Below are 25431 nucleotides of genomic sequence, written 5' to 3' on the forward strand. Positions count from 1 at the left end.
ATTGGCTTGCTGCGCGGTGGTTAGACTTCCCTCCGCACGTCTATCTTCGCCCATCCCCTTTCCTCTTGGATGCAGTCATGACAACGACCACGACCGGCGGATGGCGCGTGCTCGCTTCGCAGCTGGCGCGGTTCGGCGCCGTCGGGGCCGTCGGGTTCCTCGTGGACGTCGGCGTGTTCAACCTGCTGCGCGCCACGGTGCTTTCGCCGGAGGAGGTGCACACGGGTCCGTTGATCGCCAAGGTGATCTCGACCGTGCTCGCCATCTTCGTGAACTGGATGGGCAACCGCTACTGGACCTTCGCGGACAGGCGCTCGACCAGCACGACCCGCGAGGGCATCGAGTTCTTCGTCGTGAGCATCATCGGCATGGTCATCGGCCTGGCCTGCCTGTGGCTCTCGCACTACGTGCTGGGATTCACCTCGGTGCTCGCCGACAACATCTCATCGAACGTGATCGGCCTCGCCCTGGGGGCGGCGTTCCGTTTCTTCGCCTACCGCCTCTGGGTGTTCGCGCCTCACCGCACGTCACCGACTGCAGCGTCGCTGCTACCGGCCGCCCCAGACGACCGACTGGTCGGGGAGCGCTGACGGCTCCTCCTGCCAGCGCATGCTGATTCCACTGCCGTGGGCGGCGTCCGTCAGATCGTGCAGGGAACGCTGGACCAGCGCCGCTCCCGGCACGTCCCGCAGGATCACCGGACGATCCGCGCCGGTGTTGATCAGCACGTCGCCGCTGCGGAAGGCGCTCTGCACCCACGAGGTGCGCACGCTCACGTCGTAGATGCGCGAGTACAGCACCTCCTGGCGTACACGCACGAAGAAGCCGCTGCGCACGATGACCCGACGCGTCGTCACCGTCGTGCGCTGTCCGAGCCACCAGAGCACCGGGAACAGCCAGCCGAACACGATCACGACGGCGAGAGCACCCCACGCCGTGATCTGGACCCAGGTCTCGGTCAGCCGCGGCAGGCCGTAGCCGGCCACTCCGGAGGCGACGATGAGCAGCAGCGACGGCCAGAACAGCGCCCGCGCGTGCCTGCGCAGGCGCGCGACGATGCGCTCGGCCGGGACGGTGGGGCCCGTCGTTCCGGTCGGCGGTTCGCCTGCGATGCTCATAGGTCATTCTTACCCCAGACCCGTGCGCTGCCCGGGCGTGTGGAGCCGCGGGTCGGCTCAGCCCTGGAGTGCCTTGATGGCCTCGTCGACGGGTCCGTCGAAGATCTTCTTGCCCTTCCGCAGAACCACGCCGCGGTCGCAGAGATCCTTGACCATGCCGAGGCTGTGGCTGACGATGAGCATCGTCTTGCCCTGCTCGGCCAGCTCCTTGATCTTCTTGGTGCACTTCTCGCGGAAGGGCGCATCGCCGACGGCGAGCACCTCGTCGACGAGGAGCACGTCGAGTTCGACGTGGATCGCGACGGAGAAGGCGAGCCGCACGAACATGCCGGACGAGTAGTGCTTGACCTTCTGGTCGATGAACTCGCCGATCTCGGAGAACGCCACGATGTCATCGAAGCGCGCGTCGGTCTCGGCCTCGTTCATGCCGAGGATGGCCGCGTTCAGGTAGACGTTCTCGCGCCCCGACAGGTCGGGGTGGAAGCCTGCGCCCACCTCGATGAGGCCGGCCACGCGGCCGCGGGTCAGCACCGTTCCGGCATCCGGCTCGAGAACACCCGAGACCAGCTTCAGCAGGGTCGACTTGCCCGAGCCGTTGAGGCCGAGCACGGCGACGGATTCGCCCTCACCCACCTCGAAGCTCACGCCGTCGAGGGCCTGGAAGGTGGTCGGAGCCGCATTCTTCCGCTGGATGCGGGCGACGAACGCCTCCTTCAGGGAGTGCGTGTGGCGCAGGAGGAAGTCCTTGCGCACTCCGTCGACGATGATGCGCGGACGCTGGTCCATGGTCTTCTCCATCACAGGTCCTGGGCGAAGCCGCGCTCGAGGCGTCGGAAGGTCAGCTGGCCGATGGCGATCATCACGGCCGAGAAGACGAGGGCACCGACGGTGTACCACATCATGTGCGGCGGGAACCCGGCCCCGTTCTCGACGGTGGGATCCCAGAACGCGTAGTGCAGGTACTCGACCGCCACTGCGATCGGATTGACCATGTAGATGTGGAAGGCCCAGGCCGGAAGGGTCGCCTGCACCATGGCCCAGCCGTAGAGCACGGGGGCGGTCCAGGTGGAGAGCATCTTGATGATCTCGACGAAGTTCTGGGCGTCGCGGTAGCGCACGTTGAAGGCGCCGAAGAACAGGCCGAGTCCGAGCGAGAACGCCAGGATGATGATCATCCCCAGCAGGAAGGCGCCGATGGCCGCGAAGCTCGGCACCCAGCCCACGAGCAGGCAGACGAAGAGCAGGATGGCGATCTGGGGCAGGAAGTGCACGAGCGCGCCGATGATGGCCGCGATCGGGAACAGCTCGCGCGGCAGGTAGATCTTCTTGACCAGAGCGCGGTTGTCGACGATCGAGTTCGTCGCGTTGCCGAACGCCTCGTTGAAGAGGTTGATGACGACGATGCCCGAGAACAGGTAGATCGCGAAGTTGGGGATGTCCTTATGGAACTGCAGGATCACGCCCATGACGAAGTAGTAGACGAGGAACTGCGCGGCGGGCTTCACGTACGACCAGGTCCAGCCCAGCACCGAGTTGCGGTAGCGGGTGGAGGTGCCCTTGCGGATGAGGAGGCGCAGCAGATAGTGCCACCGGAAGATGTCCAGGATGCCGCGACCACGGCCCGGAGTCTGGAATCCGGTGAGGTCTTCCGTTGTCACGTAGTGCTCTCTTACTTCCCGCGCAGGGACATCGACCGGCCCGTTCAGGCCGATAGGTATCCTACGGGACGCGATTCTGGAAGAAACGTGGGAGCAGCTCCCCGCCCTGGAGCCGCCGCTTCGGGCTCTCCGTTCCCCGGCATCCCCGCCGATCAGTAGCGCAGGTGCGTCACGTCTCCCGCGGAGACGGCCCGGCTCTCCCCGGACTCGCGGTCCTCGACCACGAGACGCCCGTCGGCGTCGATCGCGGCGGCGGTTCCGATGAGGATGTCGCCACCCGGGAGCTCCACCCGCACCTCGCGGCCGAGGGTTCCGCAGAGTCCTGTGACCTCGGCGTGGAGCCCGCTGGCCTCAGGATCGCCGTCGGCGGCGAGCAGAGCCCGGTACAGCCCGGTGAATGCCTCGAGGTAGAACGCGAGCACCTCGTCGGGGTCCGGGGCGACCCCGGTGACGAGCAGGATCGACGTGGACGTGAGCGTCGGCAGGTCGTGCTCGTCGAGGGCGAGGTTGAGGCCGGCGCCGATCACGACGCCGCCCGGCTCCTCCCCCGGCACGGGCGGAAGCAGTTCGGCCAGGATGCCGCTCACCTTGTAGCCGTCGACCAGGACGTCGTTGGGCCATTTGAGCGAGACGTCGATCGAGCCCGGCGCTCCGTCGTCGTCGGGAGTCTGCGCGAGCCTCTCGGCATGATCACGCACGGCGGCACGCACGGCGCGGGTCATGGCGGCTCCTGTGAGCAGCGGCAGCCACCCGAGCCTGTCGGCCGGAAGCGCCGATCCGTCCGCCAGGCGGGGCCGCACGAGCAGGGAGATGGCGAGGGACCGACCGGCCGGAGCCGTCCACGTCCGTCCGAGACGACCGCGACCGCTGGTCTGGCTGCCCGTCACCAGAACGGAGAGGTCGGGCCACGCCGAGGCATCGGGGCCCACGGCCCTCTGCACCAGCTCGTCGTTCGTGGATCCGGCCTCGTCGAGGTACTCGATCCTGGCGGCGAGCGCCGTGCTCCGCGTGAATTCCATGACGGGCATCCCTTCGTCGCGTTCAGAGTAGCGGTTGGTGCTCATCACGATGGTTCGGGGTCATCTTTGTAGGCATCCGTCAACGGGCGGCGGGGAGGTGCCCCGGATAGGCTGAACCGCGTGACCGAGAACAGTGCTGCGCAGGCCCCCGACATGACGACGACGGCAGGCAAGCTCGCCGACCTCAAGAACCGCTTCCACGAGGCCGTGACGGCGAGTGGCGAGGCCGCCATCGCCAAGCAGCACGCCAAGGGCAAGATGACGGCGCGCGAGCGCATCACCGAACTCCTCGACGCCGGCAGCTTCGTCGAGCTCGACGAATACGTCCGCCACCGCACGCACGCCTTCGGGATGGACGCGAAGAAGCCCTACGGCGATTCCGTGGTCACCGGTGTCGGCACCATCCACGGCCGTCAGGTGGCCGTCTACTCCCAGGACTTCACGGTCTTCGGCGGCTCCCTCGGAGAGGTGGCGGGCGAGAAGATCATCAAGGTGATGGAGCTCGCCCTGAAGACTGGGGTTCCCATCATCGGCATCCTCGACTCCGGCGGAGCCCGCATCCAGGAGGGCGTCGTCGCCCTCGGCAAGTACGGCGAGATCTTCCGCCTCAACACCCGCGCCTCCGGGGTCATCCCGCAGATCTCGATCATCTGCGGTCCGGCAGCCGGAGGTGCTGTGTACTCCCCCGCCCTCACCGACTTCGTCATCATGGTCGACAAGTCGAGCCAGATGTTCGTCACCGGCCCCGACGTCATCAAGACGGTCACCGGCGAGGACGTCGGCATGGAGGAGCTCGGCGGCGCGCTCACCCACAACAAGGTCTCGGGCGTCGCCCACTACCTGGCCAGCGACGAGTCCGACGCCCTCGACTACGCCCGCAGCCTGCTCGGCTTCCTCCCCGACAACAACCTCGCCGAACTGCCGGTCTACGACAGTGACACCGAGTTGGAGATCACGGATGCCGACCGCCGCCTGAACACCGTCATCCCCGACTCCCCCAACCAGCCGTACGACGTGCAGAGCGTCATCGAGGGCGTCGTCGACAACGGCGACTTCCTCGAGGTGCAGCCGCTGTTCGCGCCCAACATCGTCATCGGCTTCGGCCGGGTCGAGGGTCGCTCCGTCGGCATCATCGCCAACCAGCCCAACGCCATGGCCGGAACCCTCAACATCGACGCCGGTGAGAAGGCGAGCCGCTTCGTGAGGTTCTGCGACGCATTCTCCATCCCGATCGTCACCCTCGTCGACGTTCCCGGATACCTGCCGGGAACCGATCAGGAGTGGACCGGCGTCATCCGCCGCGGGGCGAAACTGCTCTACGCCTACGCCGAAGCGACGGTGCCCCTGGTCACGGTGATCCTGCGCAAGGCCTATGGCGGCGCCTACATCGTGATGGGCTCCAAGCAGCTCGGCGCCGACATCAACCTCGCCTGGCCGACGGCCGAGATCGCCGTCATGGGAGGCCAGGGCGCGGTCAACATCCTCTACCGAGGCGAGATCAAGCGGGCGGAGGAGGCCGGAGAGGACGTGGCCGCCGTGCGCACCAAGCTCGCCAACGAATACACCTACAACGTGGCCAGCCCGTTCCTGGCAGCCGAGCGCGGAGAGCTCGACGGCATCATCGAGCCGGCCGCCACCCGCGTCTCGGTCACGAAGGCACTGCGGGCCCTCCGGACCAAGCGCTCCAGCCTGCCGGCCAAGAAGCACGGGAACATCCCGCTCTGATGGGCAGGCATGCTGCAACCGATCGGCCGGACGACGCGCAGGCGCTGACCGACATCACCTTCATCACCCAGGGCGTCACCGACGAGGAGGCCGCGGCCGTCACCGCCGTGCTGTCGGCGATGCTGGCTGAGGAGGCGGCCGGGGCCACGACAGCTCCGCCAGCCGGTCAGAACGCATGGCAGCGCTCTCAGCGCGCGCTGCGCCAGCCGCTCACGCCGGGCTCCGGCCAGTGGCGCGGCTTCAGCGGCTGAGCAGCCTGACAGGCACCGATGTACCCCTGCGATTCAGCACCACTCCATCACCCGTTCTGGGGGCTGGTGCGCTCGCGCGGAGTGACGGAAGACGCTTTCGCGGAGGGTCCTCATTCGTGTCCCCCGAAATGATGACTGTTATTGATGTTGCCCGTGAGTCACACTAGATATCGAAGGTAGTCCCGCAAGGGACCACCGCCCACCGAAGGCCAGCTGTTTCAGCAGGCCGCGGCAGGGACGAGTCAGGGCGATATTCGGGTTATCGCCGCGACTCGGATACACGAAGGGGAGCGGGTCTCAGACACGCTCCCCTTCGTCATACCCGCAACCTGCCCCAGTGCATCTCAGCACACCGGCCGGACCGGGAGCTCAGCGCGGGATCTCGAGCCAGAGATCGACCTCTTCGTCGTCATCGTCGTCGACGGCGACACCGGATCCGCCGTCACCGAGGGCGGCAGTGCGCTGGTCGCCTCCGCGCAGTCCGACGACGGTCACAGCGACCTGGTCATCCGAGACCGTCCGCACGATGATGCGATCGGCGGCGGTTCCCACGATGGCGTCGCGGAGGGTGGTCAGCGTGCGCCTGCGGTCGTCGTCGTCGAGGTCGTCGATGCCGCCCTCGTCGAGCAGCGTGACGCTCGCCCCGCGCTGTCTGGCGTCGCGCACCGCCGCGCGCACCCCGTCGTCGAGGAGCATGCGCCCGCGGATCTCGTCGCGGATGGCCGCCTCCAGCTGGCGGCACTCGAGGCGTTCGGCGTCGCTCAGGTCGCCGTCGGTCTCGACGATGCGGCGCAGCATCGGGGCGGCCATGCGATCCGTCGTCGCCAGCCGAACCTGCCGCTCGTGCAGGTGGGCGTCTTGGGCCGCCTGCCAATCGGCGGCCTCCCGCTCGGCGAGGCTGTAGGAGCGCGCCTCGCGAGAGGCCCTCGACAGCGCACGGGCACCGAAGTGGGCGACACCGACCCAGACCACGCTGCCGATGACTCCGATGAAGCCGAGCGCGGCTGGGCCTGCCCAGACGAGGGTCTGGAGCACGAGGAAGCCCACGCCGACCCAGGCGACGACCAACCGGCCTCGCACGGCCGTGATCGTCATGAGGGTTCCGATGGCCGCGACGTACCAGGTGGCGTAGCCGTTGTCGGCCGTCGCGTCGAGGGTCGAGCAGACGAGCAGCGGCATGGCGATGCTCGCGGCGAGGTCGAACGCGGCCACCCAGAGCGGCATCCGACCCGGACGCGACGGCCACAGGCTGAAGACCGTCGCGAGCACGTACAGGCAGATCGCGATGATCGGGGCGACCGGGGAGTCCGGCACGCCCAGCGAGGTGATGGCCAGAACGACGTGGTAGGCCGAGAACACGGCGGCGAGAGCGACGATGAGCCCGCGCGGAATGGTGATCATGCTCCGGCTCCGCTCGGCTCGACCGAGGCACGATCGGGGTCGGTCTCTGCCGCGAGCGCGTCGGCCTCTGTGTCCGCCGGCCACTGCAGGGTGACGGTGGTGCCCGCGCCGGGGGATGACTCGATGCGGGCCGTGCCGCCGACGCTCAGCATCCGCTCGATGATCGACACCCTGATGCCCAGGCGTTCCTGCGGGATGCCGGCCGCGTCGAAGCCCCTCCCGGTGTCGCTCACCGTGATACGGCATCCGTCGGCCAGACCCGTCACCGTGAGTCGACGACGCACCAGGGTCGCCGCACCGCCCGCGTGCTGCATGCTGTTCACCATCGCCTGCACCGATGCCGAGTACAACGCCTCCGCCGCCTGCACGGGCACCCCGCGGGAGGCGACATGCGTCGCGCGGATGACGAACGGCGTCGAGAACTCCGATGCCGACGAGCGGATGCGGCGGGCCAGCCGATCGAGGGGGACGTCGCGCTCATCGTCGACAGGCGGTGCCGCAGCGACCTCGAGATGCTTGAGCGCCGTACGCGCCATGCGGGCGGCGAGAACCTTCTGCTCGGGCCTGTCGGCGTTGGCAGCCGAGAGTAGCGTGGTGAGCACGCTGTCGTGCACGATGGCATCGACCTGCACGCGCTCGACGTCGGTGGCGTGCTGCCGCACGGCCTCCGCATACTTGGCCAGCGCCCCGGCCTGAGCATCGTCGACGGCCTCTGCGGCCTGCCGCAGGGAGGTGAAGATGATCAGGGCGGCCGAGCTGAGCAGGATGGCGTAGACCGTGTCGAGGCTGGCCCGGGTGAATCCGACGTCACCGCCGGCCGGCGACACCCTGATGATGCCGTAGGCGAGCGGAGTGAGGATCGTGTAGAGGATGGCGACGGGCAGCCTGAAGGCTATGGCGGCGTTGGTCGTCGCCACCGTCACCAGGTACCAGATCCACGGCGTGTTCTCGGCGAAGTCGGCCGGGTCTCCGACGGTCAGGGGCCAGACCAGCACGGCCACCAGGTAGACGATCGCGAAGAAGCCGAAGACCAGGCGGTGGGCGCGGTTCACCCAGGCAGAGACCGCGACGGCGATCAGGGCGCCGAACACCGTGGCACCGACGATGTACGACCAGGGCGCGATGAGCTCCGGCAGCTGTTGCAGCATCACCGGGACCGTCTGCACCACGAAGACCAGGCCGAAGAAGGCCGTCGCCCGCGCGAGGGCGACGTTGATGCGGCGGGCGCTCAGCGCCGCGCGGGGCTCCGAGGTCGTCGGCAGAGCACTGCGCAGGCGTTCACCCCGCTCGGTCGTGCGCGGTGATGGGGCCGTCGTCATCCAGCCGAGTCCTGTTCGAGGCCCGGCAGGATGCCGTCCTCGACCGCCCGGCGCAGCAGGTCGACCTTGGTCGGGGCAGGGCGCCCGACCTCGACGTACTTCACCCGCACACGGTCGAGGTACTCCCTGGCCGTCGAGTGGGCGATGCCCAGCTGCAGGGCGACGGTCTTGAGCGGGAGGCCGGAGGCGTACAGGTGCAGTACATCGCGTTCGCGTCGACCCAGCTGGGCCTTGCCGAAGTCGGCGTCGGCATCGATGGCCGACGCCCACTCGAGGTTGTTGAGCACTTCGCCCCGCGCCACCGTGGCGATGGCGGCGAGCACCATGGCCGTCGGAGCGGACTTGGGGATGACCCCGGCCGCTCCGGCAGCGAGGGCCTCCCGAACGCTGGCGACGCGGTCGGCGATGGAGTGCACCAGCACGGCGGCACCGGTCGCCTGGGCGGCCTTCACGTTGTCGGTCACGCTCGATCCGTCGCCGAGCGACAGGTCGAGCACCACCACGTCGCATGGCCGGCCGAGCACGTTGTCGATGAGGTCCTGGGCTCGCGCCGTCGTGTAGATGACGTCGTAACCCGCCGCCTCGCAGGCCGCCTTCAATCCGAGGACCACCGACTCGTGGTCATCGACGATGGCCACCTGGATGGCACCTGCCGCACCCGCATTCGACTCCGTCACGTGCGTTCCCTCCATTGACGCGACACCCGTGCCGCGTCATCCCAGACTACGGCGTCGCGCCGCCGTCAGGACGCGCGCATGAAGCGCGCCACGGCTTCGACATGGTGAGTGTTCGGGAACAGGTCGAAGGCGCGCAGAGCCTGCAGCTCGTAGCCGCGCTCGCGCAGCAGCCCGGCATCGCGGGCGAGGGCGACCGGATCGCAGGCGACGTAGACGAGCTGGCGCGGCCGCAGGTCGACCAGCGAGTCGACGACCTCGCGCCCGGCACCCGAGCGCGGAGGGTCGAGCACCACCGTCGCCCCCTCGAGCCGACGTCGCTCCGCTGCCGGGGCTTCGGCGAGTTCACGCAGGAACCTGTCGACGCGAGACGTGACGGCCGCGGCACCCAGCCACTCCGAGAGATTCTCGGCGGCGTGATCGGTGGCACGGGCGTCGCTCTCGACCGTCGTGATGCGCACGGTGGAACCGAAGCGGTCCCCGACGGCTGCGGCGAGCAGGCCGACCCCGCCGTAGAGGTCGAGGTTCGCGGCCCGCGGGTCGAACTCGTCACCGTCGATGGCCTCCTGCACGGCCCGGCTGAGCGTCTCGGCCGCGCGGGCGTGCACCTGCCAGAATCCCCCGGCCTCGAGCCTGAAGCGACGCTCCCCGACGATCTCGTGCACGATGGCGTGCGGCGGCGCCTTGGGCTTGCCGCGGCGATCGTTCTCGGACACGACGATGCGGGCGACGGCATCGCTGGGCGCGATGAGGTCGACGTGGGCTGCACCCGGGAAGCGCTGCGTGAGCGGCGCTATCGCCTCGACCGCAGCCGTGGCCAGGGGCAGCGACGTCACGGGCACGACGTGGTGGGAGCGTGCGGCGAACGGGCCGACGCGGCCGTCGGGTGCCACCTGCAGGCGCACCCGGGTACGCCAGCCCGTTCCGGTGGACGCGGCGTCGGGACCGGCATCCGGAGCAGTCGGAATGGCCTCGACCTCGACGTCGGTGTCGATCTTCGCCATGCGCGAGAACGAGTCCGTGAGAACGCGACGCTTGAGCTCGCGCTGGAAGTCCTGGTCGATGTGACCGAACTCGGCGCCTCCGGCCCTCTCCGCCGGCGCCCGGTCGACGGAGGACTCCGGCCAGACGTGGTCACGGCGTTCGGGGGCTGCGGTGAGGACGTCGACGGTCTCGGCACGCCAGAAGCTCGCGTGCGCATCGTCGCTCACGTGGGCGAGGACGCGCTCGCCGGGCAGGGTGTCGCTGACGAAGACCACGCGTCCCTCGTGTCTGGCGACGAAGACACCGCCGTGGGCTACGTTGGTGACGTCGAGCTCGACGGTGGTTCCCGCTCCGGTTCCCGCCTCCGACCCCGCCGCGGACCGGACCCCGCCGCGGCGTCCGGAGGGCTCGGCGGACGGGGTGCGGTTTCTGTTCTGGGCCATCGTCCGAGCATTCCACACGACTCTGCACGAAAGCATCATGCGCCTCTACCTCGCCTCCACCTCCCCCGCCAGACTCGCCACCCTGCGTGCGGCGGGCATCGAGCCCATCACCATCTCCCCCGACGTCGACGAGGAGGCGCTGGTCGCCTCCGTCGAGGCCGAGCTGGGAGCCGCGCTGCCCGCACCCGAGATGGTCGAACTCCTCGCCCGGGCGAAGGCCGAGGCCGTCGTCGGAGCCAGTGTGGACGGCGAGCCGATCGACGGGCTCATCCTCGGCGGCGACTCGGCCTTCCTGTTCGACGGAGCCGTCTACGGCAAGCCGCACCTGCCCGAGGTCGCCCGGGAACGCTGGCTGCGCCAGAGCGGCCGCAGCGGCGAGCTGTACTCCGGCCACTGGCTGATCGACCACCGCGGTGGGCGAGCGGATGTCGCCGTCGGCGCCGTCGCCTCGGCCCGAGTCACCTTCTCCGAGGTCGACGAGCACGAGATCGACGCATACGTCGCCAGCGGGGAGCCGCTCAAGGTGGCCGGCGCCTTCACGATCGACAGCCTCGGTGGTCCGTTCATCCGTTCCGTCGACGGCGATCCGAGCACGGTGATCGGTCTGTCGTTGTCGACTCTGCGCGACCTCGTGCGCGAACTCGGCGTCGGCTGGCCGTCTCTCTGGAACCGCCCCCGCCCCTGACGGACCCGTCCGCCGCTTGTACCTTTCCGAAGCGGTCACGCCGCATTTTTGGAGGAGACGCCTAAAAGGGATGCGGGGCGCGGCAATAGGCTGGTGAATCATGACGCGTATCTCCAAGGTCCTCATCGCCAACCGGGGCGAAATCGCCGTCCGCGTCATCAGGGCTGCCCGCGACAGCGGCATCAGCTCCGTCGCCGTCTACGCCGACCAGGATCGCGACGCCCTGCACTCCCGCCTCGCCGATGAGTCCTACGGACTCGACGGAAGCACGAGCGCCGACACCTACCTCGTCATCGACAAGCTGCTCTCGATCGCCCGCCGGTCGGGAGCCGATGCCGTGCACCCCGGTTACGGCTTCCTGGCCGAGAACGCCGACTTCGCCCGAGCCGTCATCGACGCCGGTCTCATCTGGATCGGCCCGTCGCCCGAGGCCATCGAGCGCCTCGGCGACAAGGTCTCGGCCCGCCACGTGGCCGAGAAGGTGGGCGCCCCGCTCGCTCCCGGCACCCTGAACCCCGTCTCGGACGCCTCCGAGGTGCTCGACTTCGTCGACGTGCACGGACTGCCCGTCGCCATCAAGGCGGCCTACGGCGGCGGCGGTCGCGGCCTCAAGGTCGCCCGCACCCGGGAGGAGATCCCCGAGCTGTTCGACTCCGCCACCCGCGAGGCCATCACGGCCTTCGGTCGCGGCGAGTGCTTCGTGGAGAAGTACCTCGACGAGCCCCGTCACGTCGAGACCCAGTGCCTCGCGGATGCCGAGGGCAACGTCGTCGTCGTCTCGACCCGCGACTGCTCTCTGCAGCGCCGTCACCAGAAGCTCGTCGAGGAGGCACCGGCGCCGTTCCTGACCGAGGAGCAGAACACCGAGCTGTACCGCGCGTCGAAGGCCATCCTGAAGGAGGTCGGCTACCTCGGTGCCGGCACCTGCGAGTTCCTCATCGGCAAGGACGGCACGGTCTCGTTCCTCGAGGTGAACACCCGCCTGCAGGTGGAGCACCCCGTCTCGGAAGAGGTGACGGGCATCGACCTCGTGCGCGAGCAGTTCCGCATCGCCGAGGGCGGCATCCTCGACTACGACGACCCGACTCCGCGCGGCCACTCCTTCGAGTTCCGCATCAACGGCGAGGACGCCGGCCGAGGCTTCATGCCCGCCCCCGGACCCGTGCACGTGTTCCGCCCCGCGAGCGGTCCCGGCATCCGTGTCGACACCGGAATCCAGGCGGGCGACGTGATCAGCGGATCGTTCGACTCGCTGCTGGCCAAGCTCATCGTGACCGGCTCCGACCGCGAGGAGGCGCTCGAGCGCGCCCGTCGCGCGCTCGACGAGTTCGAGGTCGCCGGCCTGCCGACGGTGCTGCCCTTCCACCGGGCGATCGTGCGCGATCCGGCCTTCGCACCCGAGAACGGCGAGCCGTTCTCCATCTACACGCGCTGGATCGAGACCGACTTCGACAACACCATCGAGGCGTGGAGCGGAGAGGCCGAGACCCCGGCCGCCCCCGAGCAGCGCAACACCGTCACCCTCGAGGTCGACGGACGCCGCATCGAGGTGAGCCTGCCCGTGCGCCTGCTGCCGAGCTCTTCGGCCGAGAAGACCGGCGGACCCGCACCACGCCGCCGTGCGACGCACCACGCAGTGAGCACCTCGACCGGCGACTCGGTGAAGGCGCCCATGCAGGCGACGATCGTGAAGCTGGCCGTGGCCGAGGGCGATCAGGTCGTCAAGGGCGACCTCATCGTCGTGCTCGAGGCCATGAAGATGGAGCAGCCGCTGACGGCGCACAAGGACGGCCGCATCGAGAACGTCAACGCCGCCGTCGGCTCGACGGTCGCGTCCGGCCACCTGTTGCTCAGCATCGCGGACTAGTCGGCACCGCTGCGCCCCGCGTCTCCGCTCGCAAAAGCACGGGAGCGCAGCGACCGCGCTGAAGCGGAGGACTGACGGAGACTGGTGTGCCCTCCGCGGCGGCGCCCTAGCTGTTGACGATGTGCATCGCGCGCGCGGCATCCGAGATGGATCCCGACAGCGACGGGTACACCGGGAAGGCCTCGGAGACCTGGTCGACCGTGAGCCTGTGCACGACGGCGAGCGCCACCGGGAGGATCAGCTCGCTGGCCTTCGGCGCCACGATCACGCCGCCGATGACGGTGCCGGAGCCCGTGCGGGCGAAGATCTTCACGAAGCCCTCCTTGATGCCCATCATCTTGGCGCGGGGGTTCGTGGCGAGGGGCAGCTTGTAGATCTCGCCCTGGGCGATGCCGTCCTCGATCTGCTTCTGGGTCCAGCCGACGGTCGCGATCTCGGGCTGGGTGAAGATGTTCGAGGTGATGTTGCGCTCCTCGGGCGGGTTCACGATGTCGCCCATGGCGTGGAACACGGCCGTGCGGCCCTGCATCGATGCCACCGAAGCCAGCGGCGTGAAGGTGGTGCAGTCTCCGGCGGCGTAGATGTTCGGCACCGACGTGCGTGCCACGCGGTTCACGCGGATGTGTCCGCTCGGCGTCAGCTGCACGCCGGCGGCCTCGAGACCGATGCCCGCCGTGTTGGGGATGGAGCCGACGGCCATGAGGGCGTGCGAGCCCTCGACGATCCGACCGTCGGACAGCGTCGCCTTCACGCCCGTCGCCGTGCGCTCGACCTTGTCGGCACGCGACTTCGAGAGCACCGTCATGCCGTTGCGGCGGAAGGCGTTCTCGAGCACGCGGGCGGCATCGGCGTCCTCGCCCGGCAGCACCTGGTCCCGACTGGAGATGAGGGTGACCTCGCTGCCGAGGGCGCGGTAGGCCGAGGCGAACTCGGCGCCGGTGACACCGGAACCGACCACGATGAGGTGCTCGGGAACGCTCTTCAGGTTGTAGAGCTGGGTCCAGGTGAAGATCCGCTCGCCGTCGGGCACGGCCGAGTCGAGAATTCGGGGGGTCGCTCCCACCGAGATGATGATGGTGTCGGCCTCGATGCGGTCGAAGTCGGTGCCCTCATCGCCGAGGGCCGTCGACACGATGATCGCTCCGGCGCCGTCGAGTCGTCCCTCGCCCTGCACCAGGCGAACGCCGGCCTTCTCGAGGTTGGCCGTCATGTCCTCCGACTGCTGGCGGGCGAGCCGCAGCAGGCGCTTGTTGACGGCGGCCAGGTTGATGGCGACCTCGGGGCGGAGCGGCTTGCCGGACTCACCTCGGGCGTAGAACTGCACGCCGAGATCGGCGGCCTCCTTGATGGCGTTCGACGCCTCCGCCGTCGCGATGAGCGACTTCGACGGCACGACGTCGGTCAGCACGGCCGATCCGCCGACTCCCATGCGCTCGACGAGGGTGACCTCGGCTCCCAGCTGGGCCGCAGCGAGGGCGGCGTCGTAACCGCCGGGCCCTCCACCGAGGATTGCGATCCGTTGGGTGGTCTCGAACTCGTGGGCCATGCCTTCCATTCTCGCAGATGCACGAGAACCTCAAGATCCGCTGAGCGTCGCGCAGATGAGCAGCGGATGCCGCCCCTTCCCCGCATCCCGAGTGACGCATCCGCTCGCCGTCAACCGGCTGGGTCGCGCATGGGTGCCGGCTCTAGAGTGGACGGATGACGAATTCGACGACGAATCCCCTCGACGAGCCCGGAACCGACCCGTTCGAGGTCGCCAGGCAGGCCGCGGAGCAGATCGCAGAGCGCACCGGCGTCGAACGCCACGACGTGGCCCTCACCCTCGGCAGCGGATGGGGGAAGGCCGCCGATCTCATCGGCGAGACCACGGCTGTCATCCCGGCGCACGAGATCAGCGGCTTCAGCAAGCCGGCCCTCGAGGGCCACGGCGGCATGCTGCGCTCGATCGCGCTGCCGAACGGCAAGCACGCCCTCGTCATCGGAGCACGCACCCATTACTACGAGGGCCACGGCGTGCGCAGGGTCGTGCACAGCGTGCGCACCGCTGCGGCGACGGGCGCCACCACGATGATCCTCACCAACGGTGCCGGCGGCATCCGCGAGCACTGGACGCCCGGCACCCCCGTTCTGATCAGCGACCACATCAACCTCACGGCGGACTCGCCTCTCGAGGGCGCGACCTTCATCGACCTCACCGACCTCTACTCGCGACGCCTGCGCGACCTCGCCCGCACGATCGACCCGGGGCTCGACGAGGGCGTGTACTGCCAGTTCCGCGGCCCGCACTACGAGACGCCGGCCGAGGTTCAGATGGCCAAGACCATCGGCGGCCACATCGTGGGCATGTCGACGGCGCTCGAGGCCATCGCCGCCCGCCAGGCCGGCATGGAGATCCTCGGCATGAGCCTGATCACCAACCTCGCCGCCGGGATCCAGAAGACCCCCCTCAGCCACGCCGAGGTCATCGAGGCCGGCCAGAACGCCGAGGCCGTCATCAGCGCCCTGCTCGCCCGCATCGCGAACGCCCTGTGAACGACGCCATGACGACGGATGCAGCCGCCCGCGTTCTCGATCAGGCCCGCGCCTGGCTCGCCCAGGACCCCGACGTCGAGACCCGGGCCGAACTGCGCACCCTGATCGACGAGGCCGAAGCCGGGTCGACGGATGCCGTCACCGAGCTCCACGCCCGCTTCGACGTGCGGCTCGCCTTCGGCACCGCCGGCCTCCGCGGCGAGATCGCCGCCGGCTCGAACCGCATGAATCGCGTGCTGGTGTCGCAGGCCGCCGCCGGCCTCGCCCGCTTCCTGCTGAACCACGCGACCATCGGAGAGGCACCGAGCGTCGTCATCGGCTACGACGGCCGCAAGAACTCGCAGGTGTTCGCCACCGACACCGCCGAGATCATGGCCGGTGCCGGCATCCGGGCCATCCTGCTGCCTCGCCTGCTGCCCACGCCGGTACTGGCCTACGCCGTGCGCCACCTCGACGTCGACGCCGGCGTCATGGTCACGGCCTCGCACAACCCGCCCAACGACAACGGCTACAAGGTCTACCTCGGCGGCCGCGACAGGGGCTCGCAGATCGTCTCGCCCGCCGACGTCGAGATCGCCGAGGAGATCCTGCTGATCGCCGCCGGCTCGAGTGTGCTCGAATTGCCCCGCGGCGGGTTCGAGACCGCGGACGAGTCCGTCATCGACGCCTATGTCGACGCCACTGCGGCCATCGCCCCGACACCCCGCGCCCAGGTGAACGTGGTCTACACCGCCATGCACGGTGTCGGTTGGGAGACCTTCGCCCGCGCCGTCTCGGCCGCCGGATTCGATGAGCCGCACATCGTGCACGCGCAGATCGAGCCCGACCCCGCCTTCCCGACGGTCGCCTTCCCCAACCCGGAGGAGCCCGGCGCCATGGACCTGGCGACCGAGGAGGCGCGTGCCCGGCAGGCGGAGCTCGTGATCGCCAATGATCCCGACGCCGACCGTCTCGCCATCGCGATCCCGGATGCCTCAGCCGACGGGGGCTACCGGCGCCTGTCCGGCAACGAGGTCGGGCTGCTGCTCGGCTGGTGGGCCGCCGAACGCAATGCCGCCGGTCGCACCCCCGGCGACGGCACCCTCGCCTGCTCGATCGTCTCCTCCCCCGGCCTCGCGGCCATCGCGCGCCACTACGGCCTGCACTTCTCCAACACGCTCACGGGCTTCAAGTGGATCTCCCGTGCGCCCGGCCTGGTGTTCGGTTTCGAGGAGGCGCTCGGCTACCTCGTCAACCCCGACGACGTGCGCGACAAGGACGGCATCTCCGCGGCCGTCGCGTTCCTGTCGCTCGCCAGCGAGCTGAAGGCCGAGGGTCGCACCGTCGCCGATCACCTCGCGGCGTTCACCGAGACCTTCGGTGCCTTCGCCTCCTCGCAGATCTCCATCCGCGTGACGGATCTCGCGCGCATCGCCAGCACCATGCAGCGACTCCGCGATGAACCGCCATCGCAGATCGGCGGCATCCGGGTCGACCGCATCGAAGACCTGGCCGACGGCTTCGGCGGCCTGCCGCCGAGCGACGTGCTGCGCATCCAGTTGACCGACGGCTCGCGCATCATGGTGCGCCCGAGCGGCACCGAACCGAAGCTCAAGGTCTACATCGACTCCTCGAGCGACGAGGGCAGCGCTGCCGAGCGCACGGCGGCGGCATCGGCATCGGTCGCCGCCCTCGACGCCGGCATGCGGGAGCTCGTCGGCTAGAGGTCGGGGGCTACCCGACCGCGATCTCGAGTTTCGCCGTGATCTCGTCGAGATCGAAGTAGTTGTCGATCACCACGATGTCGGCGTTGGTCGCGCCGATGTGCTTCACGAGCTCGGGCGAGGTGAGGATCACCTGCGCGTCGGATGCCGCGGCGCCGACGCTGGCGACGTCGGTCGCCGAGACCCGTGCCTCGACTCCCAGGCGTTCGAGCGCGCGTTCGGCGTTGAGCTTGAGGATGGCGGAGGTGCCGATTCCGGCACCGCAGATGGCGACGATCTTCATGATGTGTACCCCAGCAGTTCCCGGACGGTCTCGTCGTCGCTCGCGGCCGCCAGCGCGGGGATGACCGCGCCGTCGTTGAACACGTTCGCCAGCGTCGCCACGGCCCCGACGTGCTCGTCGGTGGTGGTCACCGCGAGCCCGATGATGACGCTCACGGGGTCGTTGTGCGGATGCCCGAAGCGCACGGGCTCGGCGAGGGTGACGACGGCCAGGCCGTCGGTCATCACGTCGCTGCCCGGTCTGGCGTGGGCGAGGGCGAAGCCCGGCGCGATGACGACGTAGGCGCCGAACTCCTCGATGACGCTGATCATGCGCTCGGTGTAGGCATCCGTCGTCGCCCCGGAGTCGCGGAGGGCCGCGCCGCAGAGGCGCACGGCGTCCTGCCAGTCCGTCGCGGCGGCGCCGAGCCTGATGGCACTCTCTGGCAGTGGGGGCAGCACGGTGGGGCCTTCTGTCGTTCGGGGAACTGCGGAGCTCGCGGGTCAGGCCGCGTCGAATCCCGCACTGATCTGCTCGATGAGCTCGTCGCGGTCCTCGAGGGGGAGGAAGGCGGCTGAGGCGGCATTGAGCTGGAAGACCTCGAAGTCGTCGAGGTCGTAGGAGAAGGCATCCGCCAGCAGTGCGAGTTCCCGGCTGATGGTGGTGCGGCTCATGAGGCGGTTGTCGGTGTTGACGGTCACCCGGAAGTCGAGCTGGTAGAGCAGGTCGAACGGGTGGTCGACGAGCTCGTCGCCCCAGGCCGCGATGGCACCGGTCTGCAGGTTCGACGACGGCGACAGCTCGAGGGCGATCTCGCGGTCCCGCACCCACTGGGCGACGGGGCCGAGGGTCACGTAGGTGTTGTCATCGTCCTCGCGCTCGATCGAGATGTCCTCGGCGAGACGCACGCCGTGGCCGAGGCGCAGCGCGCGGCCGTCGAAGAGCGCCCCGCGGATGCTGTCGATGCCGTCGGCCTCGCCGGCGTGCACTGTGACGGGCAGGAACTCCTTGGCGAGGTAGTCGAAGGCGCTGAGGTGGTTGCGCGCCGGGAAGCCCAGCTCGGCACCGGCGATGTCGAACCCGGCGACTCCACGGTCGCGGTGGCGCACGGCCAGCTCGGCGATCTCGAGGCCGCGGTTCGCGTGGCGCATGGCCGTGACGAGCTGTCCGATGCGGATGCCGTTGCCCGTGCCGGAGGCCACGTCGTCGATTCCGGCCTCGATGCCGGCCTGCACGGCCTCGACGGCCTGGTCGAGGGTGAGGCCGCGAGCGAGGTGCTGCTCGGGAGCCCAGCGGATCTCGCCGTAGATGACGCCGTCGGCCGCGAGGTCCTGCACGAACTCACGGGCGACCCTCTCGAGGCCCTCGGTGGTCTGCATGACGGCCGTCGTGACGTCGAAGGTCTTGAGGTACTCCACGAGCGACCCGGAGTCTGCCTGATCGGCGAACCAGGTCGCCAGAGCCGTGGAATCGGTCTCCGGCACGTCGATGCCGATGGCATCGGCCAGTTCGATGATGGTCTGGGGGCGCAGGCCGCCGTCGAGGTGGTCGTGCAGGGAGACCTTGGGCAGCGAGTTGATGCTCGTGCCACCGCCAGGCAACAGGTAGTCCGTCGGAATCGTGTTCACGTCCTCAAATCTACCGGTGCGACCGGGCCGCCGTGCGCGCTGATTTGTTGCGCGCCTGACGGAGTCCGCTTCGACCGCGCGCCGCGCGTGGGCCTCAGAGAGCGGGAGACGCGCGTCAGCGCCCGATGCGCTCGGCGATCAGCGGGCCGCCGTCCTGCACGGTCTCACCGACGTCGCCGATGCGCCAGGCGCCCTCGACGGCCTCGAGGGCACGGGCGAAGCGTTCGGGCTCGTCGGCCGACAGCGTGAACAGCGGCTGGCCGGCGGTCACGGCGTCGCCGGGCTTGGCGTGCAGGTCGATGCCGGCGGCGTGCTGCACCGGGTCCTGCTTGCGGGCGCGTCCGGCGCCCAGACGCCAGGCGCCGATGCCGAACGGCAGCGCCTGCTGCTCGACGAGCACGCCGTCGCGGTCGGCGACGACGGTGTGGGTCTCCCGAGCGACCGGCAGGGCGGCATCCGGGTCCCCGCCCTGCGCACGGATCACGTCGCGCCACTTGTCCATGGCCCTGCCGTCGTGCAGCGCGGCCTCGACGTCGACATCGGTCTGGCCGACGAGGGCGAGCATCTCCCTGGCCAGGGCCACCGTGAGCTCCACGATGTCGGCCGGCCCGCCGCCGGCGAGCACCTCGACGCTCTCGCGCACCTCGTTGGCGTTGCCGATGGCGAGGCCGAGCGGCACGTTCATGTTGGTGAGCAGGGCGGATGTCGCCACTCCGGCGTCCTCCCCCAGCTCGACCATGGTGCGCGCGAGCTCCCGAGAACGCTCGATGTCCTTGAGGAACGCGCCCGAGCCGAACTTCACGTCGAGCACGAGCGCTCCGGTGCCCTCGGCGATCTTCTTCGACATGATCGACGACGCGATGAGCGGGATCGCCTCGACGGTGCCGGTGATGTCGCGGAGCGCGTAGAGCTTGCCGTCGGCAGGGGCGAGGCCGCTCCCGGCCGCGGAGATGACGCCGCCGTGGTCGCGCAGCTGGGCGAACATCTCCTCGTTGGTGAGGTTGGCACGCCATCCCGGGATCGACTCCAGCTTGTCGAGGGTTCCGCCGGTGTGCCCGAGGCCGCGCCCGGAGAGCTGGGGCACGGCGACGCCGAACACGGCGACGAGGGGCATGAGCGGCAAGGTGATCTTGTCGCCGACGCCGCCCGTGGAGTGCTTGTCCGTCGTCGGCATCGGGAGGGCGTCGAAGCTCATCCGCTCGCCGCTGGCGATCATCGCCATGGTCATGTCGCGGATCTCGGTGCGGCTCATGCCGTTGAGGAAGATGGCCATGGTCATGGCCGACATCTGCTCGTCGGCGACGTAGCCGCGGGTGTAGGCGTCGATCAACCAGTCGATCTGGGCTGTCGACAGTGTTCCGTGGTCGCGCTTGGTGCGGATGAGGTCGACGACGTCGAAGGCTTCAACGGCCATGGGGTCCTTCTTTCAGTTGCGGAGAATCGCTGCCGCACGACCTGCCGTGATGCTCGTCATCAGGTCGGTCGTCGGAGTTGGGGTCCCGTCGGAGGGGCTCTCAGCCCCGGTACTCCGCGAGCTGGCGCGGGCCGAAGGCATCCGGCAGCACCTCGTCGATGGTGCGGATGCCCGAGACGGTCTCGAGCAGCATGCCCTCGGTGGAGTGCTCGTACAGCAGCTGGCGGCAGCGGCCGCAGGGCATGAGGGTGTCGCCGTTGCCGTCGACGCAGGTGAAGGCGACGAGCCTGCCGCCGCCCGACATGAACAGGCCGGAGACCAGGGTGCACTCGGCGCACAGCGTGACGCCGTATGAGGCGTTCTCCACGTTGCAGCCCGACACGATGCGACCGTCGTCGACGAGGGCCGCGGCCCCGACGGGGAACTCCGAGTAGGGCACGTAGGCCTTGCCCATGGCCTCGACCGCGGCGGTGCGCAGAGCTGCCCAGTCGATCTCGGGAACGGATGCTGTGGGCTCGGTCATGATTTCACGTATGGCTTTCCTGATGCCGCCGGCGGTCTCACCTTGCCGACGAGCCCGGCCACGGCGAAGATCGTGACGACGTAGGGCAGCATGAGCATGAACTCGCTCGGCACCGGCGATCCGATCACGCTGAGGGTGTTCTGCAGGTTCGACGCGAAGCCGAACAGCAGGGCGGCGAGTGTGGCCTTGATCGGGTCCCACTGGCCGAAGATCACGGCGGCGAGGGCGATGTAGCCGGCGCCGGCCGTCATCTCCTTGTTGAAGGCGATGCCGGTTCCGATGGTGAAGAACGTTCCGCCGAGGCCGGCGATGGCACCGGCCAGCGCGACGTTCCAGAACCGGGTCTTGTTGACCTTGATGCCGACGGTGTCCGCGGCCTGCGGGTGCTCGCCCACTGCGCGGAGGCGGAGACCCCACTTGGTGTGGAACAGCCCGACGTACACGGCGGCGACGGCCACGTACATGATGTAGACGATGATCGTCTGCTTGAACAGCACCGGTCCGATGATCGGGATGTCGCCGAGCAGCGGGATCGGCAGGCGCTCGAAGCGCGGCGGGGCGTTCAGCACGGCGGCGTTCGGCACCAGCACCTGCGAGTAGAAGAAGCTGGTGAGGCCGACGACGAGCACGTTGAGCACGACACCGACGATGACCTGGTCGACGAGGTACCTGATCGCGAACACGGCGAGCACCATGGCCACCAGCACACCGGCGACCATCGCTGCGATGACTCCCAGCCAGAGGTTGCCGGTGACCGACGCCACGACCGCGGCGGTGAAGGCTCCGGCGAGGAGCTGGCTCTCGATGGCGATGTTGACGACGCCGACGCGCTCGCCGATGACACCGGCCAGGGAGCCGTAGATGAGGGGAACCGCGAGGCTGAGCGAGCCGAACAGCAGCCCGATCATCGGCAGCGATGAACCGGCGGCGGCCCAGGTGAGGAAGCCGAACATGAACAGCACGGCGAAGATCACGATGAGCCAGAGCGGGACCCTCTTCTGCGCGCGCACCATGGCGGCACTCACGATGGTCACCACGGCGAGGAGGATGGCGACGACCCACACGGTGGGAGCCGACGGCACGACGACCTCGGGAAGCTGGATGGCATCCGCCGGGCTCGACAGCCTGAACGTGGTGTCACCGGGACGGGCGCCGAAGATGGCCAGCGCGAACATGGCCAGGGTGAAGACGAGGAACGCGACCGGCGCCTTCCAGCTGGTGATGACTGTCTTGGCGAGCACGACGACCGGGGCCGGCGTCGGTGCTGGTGCGGTGTTCTCGGTGGTGGTGCTCACTTCGCCGCCACCTCCTTCGTGACGTTGGGAACTGTTCGTTTCTGTCGCGAACCGGGCGACGGCAGGCGGAAGATCGCGCGCACCAGCGGGGGTGCCGCGATGAAGAGCACGATGAGCGACTGCACGACGAGCACGATCTCGACGGGGACGCCCTCTGCCGCCTGCATCGAGAATCCACCGGCCTTGAACGCACCGAACAGGATGCCGGCGACGAAGATGCCCCACGGCGTCGAGCGGCCGAGCAGGGCCACTGTGATCGCGTCGAAGCCGATGCCGGCGTCGATGCCCGAGCTGAAGCCCGTCGTGACAGTGCCGAGCACCTGGGCGACCCCCGCGAGACCGACGAGCGCACCGGAGATGAGCATCGCGTAGACGTACATCGACTTCACGTTGATGCCGGCGACGCGCGCGGCGTTCGGGTTCTCACCGACGGCCTTGAACTGGAAGCCGAGGTTGGAGCGGTTGAGGATCCACCAGACGATGATCGTCGCGATGATCGCGAGGAGGAAGCCGAAATGCAGGTTGTACTGCGGGCCGAGGATCTTGATGAAGACGGCCATCTCCTTGATCGCCGGAGTCTTCGGGTTGCTCGAGCCCGGAGCCTGCAACAGGCCGGGGGTGCGCAGCATCCACGACACGAGGTAGTAGGCGATGTAGTTGAGCATGATCGTCACGATCACCTCGTGGGCTCCGGTGCGTGCCTTCAGGAGACCGGCGATACCGGCCCACAGGGCGCCGCCGAGCATGCCGGCGAGAACCGCGACGATCATGTGGATGCCCCACGGCAGGTCCCAGCCGAAGCCGACCCAGCCGGCGACGGATGCCGCGATGAGCATCTGGCCGCGACCACCGATGTTGAACATGCCGACCCGGAACGCGAGACCGACGCCGAGGCCGGCGGCGATCAGCGGTGTGGCGAAGGTGAGCGTCTCGGTGAGCGGCTTGATGCCGGCCTCGAATCCGGGGCGGCGGAAGTTGTAGATCGACCCCTGGAACAGCGCGGAGTACGCTCCGGACACCGACTGCCAGACGGCCACGACGGTGTCGCCGGGACGGGCGAAGAAGTAGACGGCCGTCTTCTGCACGTTCTCGTCGGTGAATGCGATCATGATGGCGCCCACGAGCAGGGCCAGCAGCACGGCGAGCACCGAGATGATGGCGTTGCCCGTGGCGATCTCGCGCAGCGCCACCGTCCAGCGCGACGGCGGTTCGATGGCCTCGCTGGTGGCCCTGTCGGGGGCGACGGATGCCGGAGCCGGCGCGGCGGGCTTCTGCGGGTTCTCGTCGCTCATGCGGCGACTCCTTCTGAGGTCGGGGCCTCTCCGGCCATCATGAGGCCGAGGACATCGCGGGGGGTGTTGCCCGGCACGATGCCGACGATGCGGCCGCGGTACATGACCATGATGCGATCGGCGAGGGCCGCGACCTCGTCGAGCTCGGTCGACACCACGATCACGGGGACACCGGAGTCGCGGGTCTCGACGATGCGCTTGTGGATGAACTCGATCGACCCGACGTCGACGCCACGCGTCGGCTGGGCTGCGACGAAGAGGGTGAGGTCGCGGCTGAGCTCCCGGGCGAGCACGACCTTCTGCTGGTTTCCACCGGAGAGACGGCCCACCTTGGTCTCGATGCTCGGCGTGCGCACATCGAACTCGGCGACCTTCTCCCTGGCGAAATCGGCGCGATAGCCGAGCTGCAGCGTCGCTGCCTTGACGAACGGCTTACCCGTCGACCTGTCGAGCATGAGGTTCTCGGCGATGGTGAACTCACCGACCAGGCCGTCCTCGTTGCGGTCCTCGGGAACGAACCCGACACCGGCGTCGAGGATCTTCCGAACGCTCGCACCCGTCAACTCTCGACCGTCGAGGCTGATGCGGCCGGTGACGCGCGGCTGCAGCCCGACGAGAGCCTCGGTGAGCTCGGTCTGGCCGTTGCCCTGCACGCCGGCGATGGCGAGGATCTCGCCGCGGCGAACCGAGAAGCTCACGTCGTTCACGACGAGCTGGCCGATGTGGTCGACGACGGTGAGGTTCTCCACGACGAGGGCCTCCTCGCCGAGGGTGGGCTCCTCCTTGTGCACCGTCAGCTCGACGGCGCGGCCGACCATGAGCGAGGCGAGCTCGGCGTTCGTCGCCGTGGGCTGGGCCTCGCCGACGACCTTGCCGAGCCGCATGACCGTGATGCGGTCGGCGACCTCGCGCACCTCGCGCAGCTTGTGGGTGATGAAGACGATGGCGGTTCCGGCGTCGCGGAGCTGCCGCATGATCTGCATGAGCTCATCGGTCTCCTGCGGGGTGAGCACGGCCGTCGGCTCGTCGAAGACGAGCACGCGGGCGTCACGGGAGAGCGCCTTGATGATCTCGACGCGCTGCTGCACACCGACGGGGAGCTCATCGACGAGGGCATCGGGATCGACGTCGAACCCGAACCTCTCGGAGATCTCCTTCACCTTGGCGCGTGCCGCGGGAAGGTCGAGCAGTCCGCCGGCGCGGGTCTGTTCGTGCCCGAGCATGACGTTCTCGGCCACGGTGAAGACCGGGATGAGCATGAAGTGCTGGTGCACCATGCCGATTCCGGCGGCCATGGCGTCTCCGGGACCCGCGAAGTGCTGCACGGCGTCGTCGAGGAGGATCTCGCCGCCGTCGGCCTGGTACAGGCCGTAGAGCACGTTCATGAGGGTGGACTTGCCTGCACCGTTCTCACCGAGGAGACAGTGGATCTCCCCGGGTTCGACGGTGAGATCGATGTGGTCATTGGCGACCAGGGCACCGAATGTCTTCGTGATGCCGCGAAGTTCGAGCTTCATGCTCCCGATCCTAGTTATTCACGTGATTCCGCGCCCCTGCGTGCGCAAAGGTGGGCCGACCTTCGGGGCGGATGCTCAGATGTTGCAGATGCTGCGCAGAAGCGCCGGCATGCAGAAG

At 68.9% G+C, this 25431-nt stretch carries 24 protein-coding genes; 7 read left to right on the forward strand and 17 right to left on the reverse strand.

What is annotated here, in order from left to right:
• Nucleotides 1-77 precede the first annotated feature (77 nt).
• A complete protein-coding gene (locus E4M00_RS16380) occupies nucleotides 78-590 on the forward strand; it encodes a GtrA family protein (protein WP_135121560.1) in 513 nt (170 codons plus the stop codon).
• Here E4M00_RS16380 and E4M00_RS16385 read toward each other — a convergent pair.
• The 4 genes from E4M00_RS16385 to E4M00_RS16400 all read right to left on the reverse strand — a co-directional run bounded on the left by E4M00_RS16385 (nucleotide 549) and on the right by E4M00_RS16400 (nucleotide 3795).
• Nucleotides 549-1118 carry a PH domain-containing protein gene (locus E4M00_RS16385; protein WP_135121561.1) on the reverse strand — a complete coding sequence of 190 codons (570 nt, stop codon included), beginning with the start codon at nucleotides 1116-1118 and terminating at the stop codon, nucleotides 549-551. The genes E4M00_RS16380 and E4M00_RS16385 overlap by 42 nt on opposite strands.
• 57 nt (nucleotides 1119-1175) lie before the next feature.
• On the reverse strand, nucleotides 1176-1916 hold the full coding sequence (locus tag E4M00_RS16390) for an ABC transporter ATP-binding protein (RefSeq protein ID WP_056164673.1): 741 nt from the start codon (nucleotides 1914-1916) through the stop codon (nucleotides 1176-1178).
• Nucleotides 1916-2776: an ABC transporter permease gene (locus E4M00_RS16395; protein WP_193555602.1), complete on the reverse strand. Its 861-nt coding sequence runs from the start codon at nucleotides 2774-2776 to the stop codon at nucleotides 1916-1918. Before E4M00_RS16395 ends, E4M00_RS16390 begins: the two co-directional genes overlap by 1 nt.
• A gap of 152 nt (nucleotides 2777-2928) precedes the next feature.
• On the reverse strand, nucleotides 2929-3795 hold the full coding sequence (locus E4M00_RS16400; RefSeq protein ID WP_135121563.1) for a biotin--[acetyl-CoA-carboxylase] ligase: 867 nt from the start codon (nucleotides 3793-3795) through the stop codon (nucleotides 2929-2931).
• A gap of 153 nt (nucleotides 3796-3948) precedes the next feature.
• Here E4M00_RS16400 and E4M00_RS16405 point away from each other — a divergent pair, with 153 nt between their 5' ends.
• Nucleotides 3949-5520: an acyl-CoA carboxylase subunit beta gene (locus tag E4M00_RS16405; protein ID WP_135121615.1), complete on the forward strand. Its 1572-nt coding sequence runs from the start codon at nucleotides 3949-3951 to the stop codon at nucleotides 5518-5520.
• The gene (locus E4M00_RS16410; protein WP_135121564.1) at nucleotides 5520-5771 is read left to right on the forward strand and encodes an acyl-CoA carboxylase subunit epsilon; all 252 of its coding nucleotides are present in this window, start codon (nucleotides 5520-5522) and stop codon (nucleotides 5769-5771) included. The genes E4M00_RS16405 and E4M00_RS16410 overlap by 1 nt, the downstream gene beginning before the upstream one ends.
• Nucleotides 5772-6140: 369 nt before the next feature.
• Here the strand turns inward: E4M00_RS16410 and E4M00_RS16415 are convergent, their stop codons facing one another.
• The 4 genes from E4M00_RS16415 to E4M00_RS16430 are packed head-to-tail and all read right to left on the reverse strand — an operon-like array spanning nucleotide 6141 to nucleotide 10592.
• Entirely contained in the window at nucleotides 6141-7172 is a 1032-nt protein-coding gene (locus E4M00_RS16415; protein WP_135121565.1) for a DUF8320 family protein, read from the reverse strand.
• Nucleotides 7169-8491 carry a sensor histidine kinase gene (locus tag E4M00_RS16420; RefSeq protein ID WP_135121566.1) on the reverse strand — a complete coding sequence of 441 codons (1323 nt, stop codon included), beginning with the start codon at nucleotides 8489-8491 and terminating at the stop codon, nucleotides 7169-7171. Before E4M00_RS16420 ends, E4M00_RS16415 begins: the two co-directional genes overlap by 4 nt.
• Nucleotides 8488-9183, reverse strand: a complete 696-nt coding sequence (locus E4M00_RS16425; protein WP_135121567.1) for a response regulator transcription factor — start codon at nucleotides 9181-9183, stop codon at nucleotides 8488-8490. Before E4M00_RS16425 ends, E4M00_RS16420 begins: the two co-directional genes overlap by 4 nt.
• Before the next feature lie 50 nt (nucleotides 9184-9233).
• Nucleotides 9234-10592: a class I SAM-dependent RNA methyltransferase gene (locus tag E4M00_RS16430; RefSeq protein WP_135121568.1), complete on the reverse strand. Its 1359-nt coding sequence runs from the start codon at nucleotides 10590-10592 to the stop codon at nucleotides 9234-9236.
• A 37-nt stretch (nucleotides 10593-10629) separates the two neighbouring features.
• Here E4M00_RS16430 and E4M00_RS16435 point away from each other — a divergent pair, with 37 nt between their 5' ends.
• A complete protein-coding gene (locus E4M00_RS16435) occupies nucleotides 10630-11277 on the forward strand; it encodes a Maf family protein (protein ID WP_135121569.1) in 648 nt (215 codons plus the stop codon).
• Nucleotides 11278-11377: 100 nt separating this feature from the next.
• Nucleotides 11378-13144 carry an acetyl/propionyl/methylcrotonyl-CoA carboxylase subunit alpha gene (locus tag E4M00_RS16440; RefSeq protein ID WP_135121570.1) on the forward strand — a complete coding sequence of 589 codons (1767 nt, stop codon included), beginning with the start codon at nucleotides 11378-11380 and terminating at the stop codon, nucleotides 13142-13144.
• Between the two features lie 106 nt (nucleotides 13145-13250).
• Here the strand turns inward: E4M00_RS16440 and E4M00_RS16445 are convergent, their stop codons facing one another.
• On the reverse strand, nucleotides 13251-14690 hold the full coding sequence (locus E4M00_RS16445; RefSeq protein WP_135121571.1) for an NAD(P)H-quinone dehydrogenase: 1440 nt from the start codon (nucleotides 14688-14690) through the stop codon (nucleotides 13251-13253).
• Between the two features lie 155 nt (nucleotides 14691-14845).
• Here E4M00_RS16445 and E4M00_RS16450 point away from each other — a divergent pair, with 155 nt between their 5' ends.
• Both E4M00_RS16450 and E4M00_RS16455 read left to right on the forward strand, forming a co-directional pair.
• On the forward strand, nucleotides 14846-15679 hold the full coding sequence (locus E4M00_RS16450; RefSeq protein ID WP_135121572.1) for a purine-nucleoside phosphorylase: 834 nt from the start codon (nucleotides 14846-14848) through the stop codon (nucleotides 15677-15679).
• An 8-nt stretch (nucleotides 15680-15687) separates the two neighbouring features.
• Nucleotides 15688-17382, forward strand: coding sequence for a phospho-sugar mutase (locus E4M00_RS16455; protein ID WP_135121616.1), 1695 nt, complete (start codon nucleotides 15688-15690; stop codon nucleotides 17380-17382).
• A 10-nt stretch (nucleotides 17383-17392) separates the two neighbouring features.
• Here E4M00_RS16455 and E4M00_RS16460 read toward each other — a convergent pair whose 3' ends face one another.
• The 8 genes from E4M00_RS16460 to E4M00_RS16495 form a co-directional block, all read right to left on the reverse strand.
• Nucleotides 17393-17665 carry a PTS sugar transporter subunit IIB gene (locus E4M00_RS16460; RefSeq protein WP_135121573.1) on the reverse strand — a complete coding sequence of 91 codons (273 nt, stop codon included), beginning with the start codon at nucleotides 17663-17665 and terminating at the stop codon, nucleotides 17393-17395.
• Entirely contained in the window at nucleotides 17662-18105 is a 444-nt protein-coding gene (locus tag E4M00_RS16465) for a PTS sugar transporter subunit IIA (RefSeq protein WP_135121574.1), read from the reverse strand. Before E4M00_RS16465 ends, E4M00_RS16460 begins: the two co-directional genes overlap by 4 nt.
• Before the next feature lie 42 nt (nucleotides 18106-18147).
• On the reverse strand, nucleotides 18148-19263 hold the full coding sequence (locus E4M00_RS16470) for an adenosine deaminase (RefSeq protein WP_056165014.1): 1116 nt from the start codon (nucleotides 19261-19263) through the stop codon (nucleotides 18148-18150).
• A 124-nt stretch (nucleotides 19264-19387) separates the two neighbouring features.
• Nucleotides 19388-20686 (reverse strand): thymidine phosphorylase, encoded by a 1299-nt coding sequence (locus tag E4M00_RS16475; RefSeq protein ID WP_135121575.1) that lies wholly within the window; start codon nucleotides 20684-20686, stop codon nucleotides 19388-19390.
• A 100-nt stretch (nucleotides 20687-20786) separates the two neighbouring features.
• Nucleotides 20787-21209 (reverse strand): cytidine deaminase, encoded by a 423-nt coding sequence (locus tag E4M00_RS16480; protein WP_135121576.1) that lies wholly within the window; start codon nucleotides 21207-21209, stop codon nucleotides 20787-20789.
• Complete coding sequence (locus E4M00_RS16485) at nucleotides 21206-22504, reverse strand: ABC transporter permease (protein ID WP_240037237.1); 1299 nt, start codon at nucleotides 22502-22504, stop codon at nucleotides 21206-21208. The genes E4M00_RS16480 and E4M00_RS16485 overlap by 4 nt, the downstream gene beginning before the upstream one ends.
• On the reverse strand, nucleotides 22501-23796 hold the full coding sequence (locus E4M00_RS16490) for an ABC transporter permease (protein WP_193555603.1): 1296 nt from the start codon (nucleotides 23794-23796) through the stop codon (nucleotides 22501-22503). The genes E4M00_RS16485 and E4M00_RS16490 overlap by 4 nt, the downstream gene beginning before the upstream one ends.
• Complete coding sequence (locus tag E4M00_RS16495) at nucleotides 23793-25313, reverse strand: ABC transporter ATP-binding protein (RefSeq protein WP_135121577.1); 1521 nt, start codon at nucleotides 25311-25313, stop codon at nucleotides 23793-23795. Before E4M00_RS16495 ends, E4M00_RS16490 begins: the two co-directional genes overlap by 4 nt.
• Between the last annotated feature and the right edge of the window lie 118 nt (nucleotides 25314-25431).

Origin of the sequence: Orlajensenia leifsoniae, assembly GCF_004570845.1 — a bacterium.
Classification (GTDB): Bacteria; Actinomycetota; Actinomycetes; order Actinomycetales; family Microbacteriaceae; genus Orlajensenia; species Orlajensenia leifsoniae.

Bases quoted from the DNA above. Each gene is read 5' to 3' on its own strand.
- E4M00_RS16405 (WP_135121615.1), top strand. From the start codon at position 3,949: ATGACGACGACGGCAGGCAAGCTCGCCGACCTCAAGAACCGCTTCCAC.
- E4M00_RS16490 (WP_193555603.1), bottom strand. From the start codon at position 23,796: ATGAGCGACGAGAACCCGCAGAAGCCCGCCGCGCCGGCTCCGGCATCC.
- E4M00_RS16410 (WP_135121564.1), top strand. From the start codon at position 5,520: ATGGGCAGGCATGCTGCAACCGATCGGCCGGACGACGCGCAGGCGCTG.
- E4M00_RS16480 (WP_135121576.1), bottom strand. From the start codon at position 21,209: ATGACCGAGCCCACAGCATCCGTTCCCGAGATCGACTGGGCAGCTCTG.
- E4M00_RS16450 (WP_135121572.1), top strand. From the start codon at position 14,846: ATGACGAATTCGACGACGAATCCCCTCGACGAGCCCGGAACCGACCCG.
- E4M00_RS16415 (WP_135121565.1), bottom strand. From the start codon at position 7,172: ATGATCACCATTCCGCGCGGGCTCATCGTCGCTCTCGCCGCCGTGTTC.
- E4M00_RS16475 (WP_135121575.1), bottom strand. From the start codon at position 20,686: ATGGCCGTTGAAGCCTTCGACGTCGTCGACCTCATCCGCACCAAGCGC.
- E4M00_RS16425 (WP_135121567.1), bottom strand. From the start codon at position 9,183: ATGGAGGGAACGCACGTGACGGAGTCGAATGCGGGTGCGGCAGGTGCC.
- E4M00_RS16420 (WP_135121566.1), bottom strand. From the start codon at position 8,491: ATGACGACGGCCCCATCACCGCGCACGACCGAGCGGGGTGAACGCCTG.
- E4M00_RS16455 (WP_135121616.1), top strand. From the start codon at position 15,688: ATGACGACGGATGCAGCCGCCCGCGTTCTCGATCAGGCCCGCGCCTGG.
- E4M00_RS16445 (WP_135121571.1), bottom strand. From the start codon at position 14,690: ATGGCCCACGAGTTCGAGACCACCCAACGGATCGCAATCCTCGGTGGA.
- E4M00_RS16430 (WP_135121568.1), bottom strand. From the start codon at position 10,592: ATGGCCCAGAACAGAAACCGCACCCCGTCCGCCGAGCCCTCCGGACGC.
- E4M00_RS16400 (WP_135121563.1), bottom strand. From the start codon at position 3,795: ATGGAATTCACGCGGAGCACGGCGCTCGCCGCCAGGATCGAGTACCTC.
- E4M00_RS16460 (WP_135121573.1), bottom strand. From the start codon at position 17,665: ATGAAGATCGTCGCCATCTGCGGTGCCGGAATCGGCACCTCCGCCATC.
- E4M00_RS16495 (WP_135121577.1), bottom strand. From the start codon at position 25,313: ATGAAGCTCGAACTTCGCGGCATCACGAAGACATTCGGTGCCCTGGTC.
- E4M00_RS16390 (WP_056164673.1), bottom strand. From the start codon at position 1,916: ATGGAGAAGACCATGGACCAGCGTCCGCGCATCATCGTCGACGGAGTG.
- E4M00_RS16440 (WP_135121570.1), top strand. From the start codon at position 11,378: ATGACGCGTATCTCCAAGGTCCTCATCGCCAACCGGGGCGAAATCGCC.
- E4M00_RS16385 (WP_135121561.1), bottom strand. From the start codon at position 1,118: ATGAGCATCGCAGGCGAACCGCCGACCGGAACGACGGGCCCCACCGTC.
- E4M00_RS16435 (WP_135121569.1), top strand. From the start codon at position 10,630: ATGCGCCTCTACCTCGCCTCCACCTCCCCCGCCAGACTCGCCACCCTG.
- E4M00_RS16380 (WP_135121560.1), top strand. From the start codon at position 78: ATGACAACGACCACGACCGGCGGATGGCGCGTGCTCGCTTCGCAGCTG.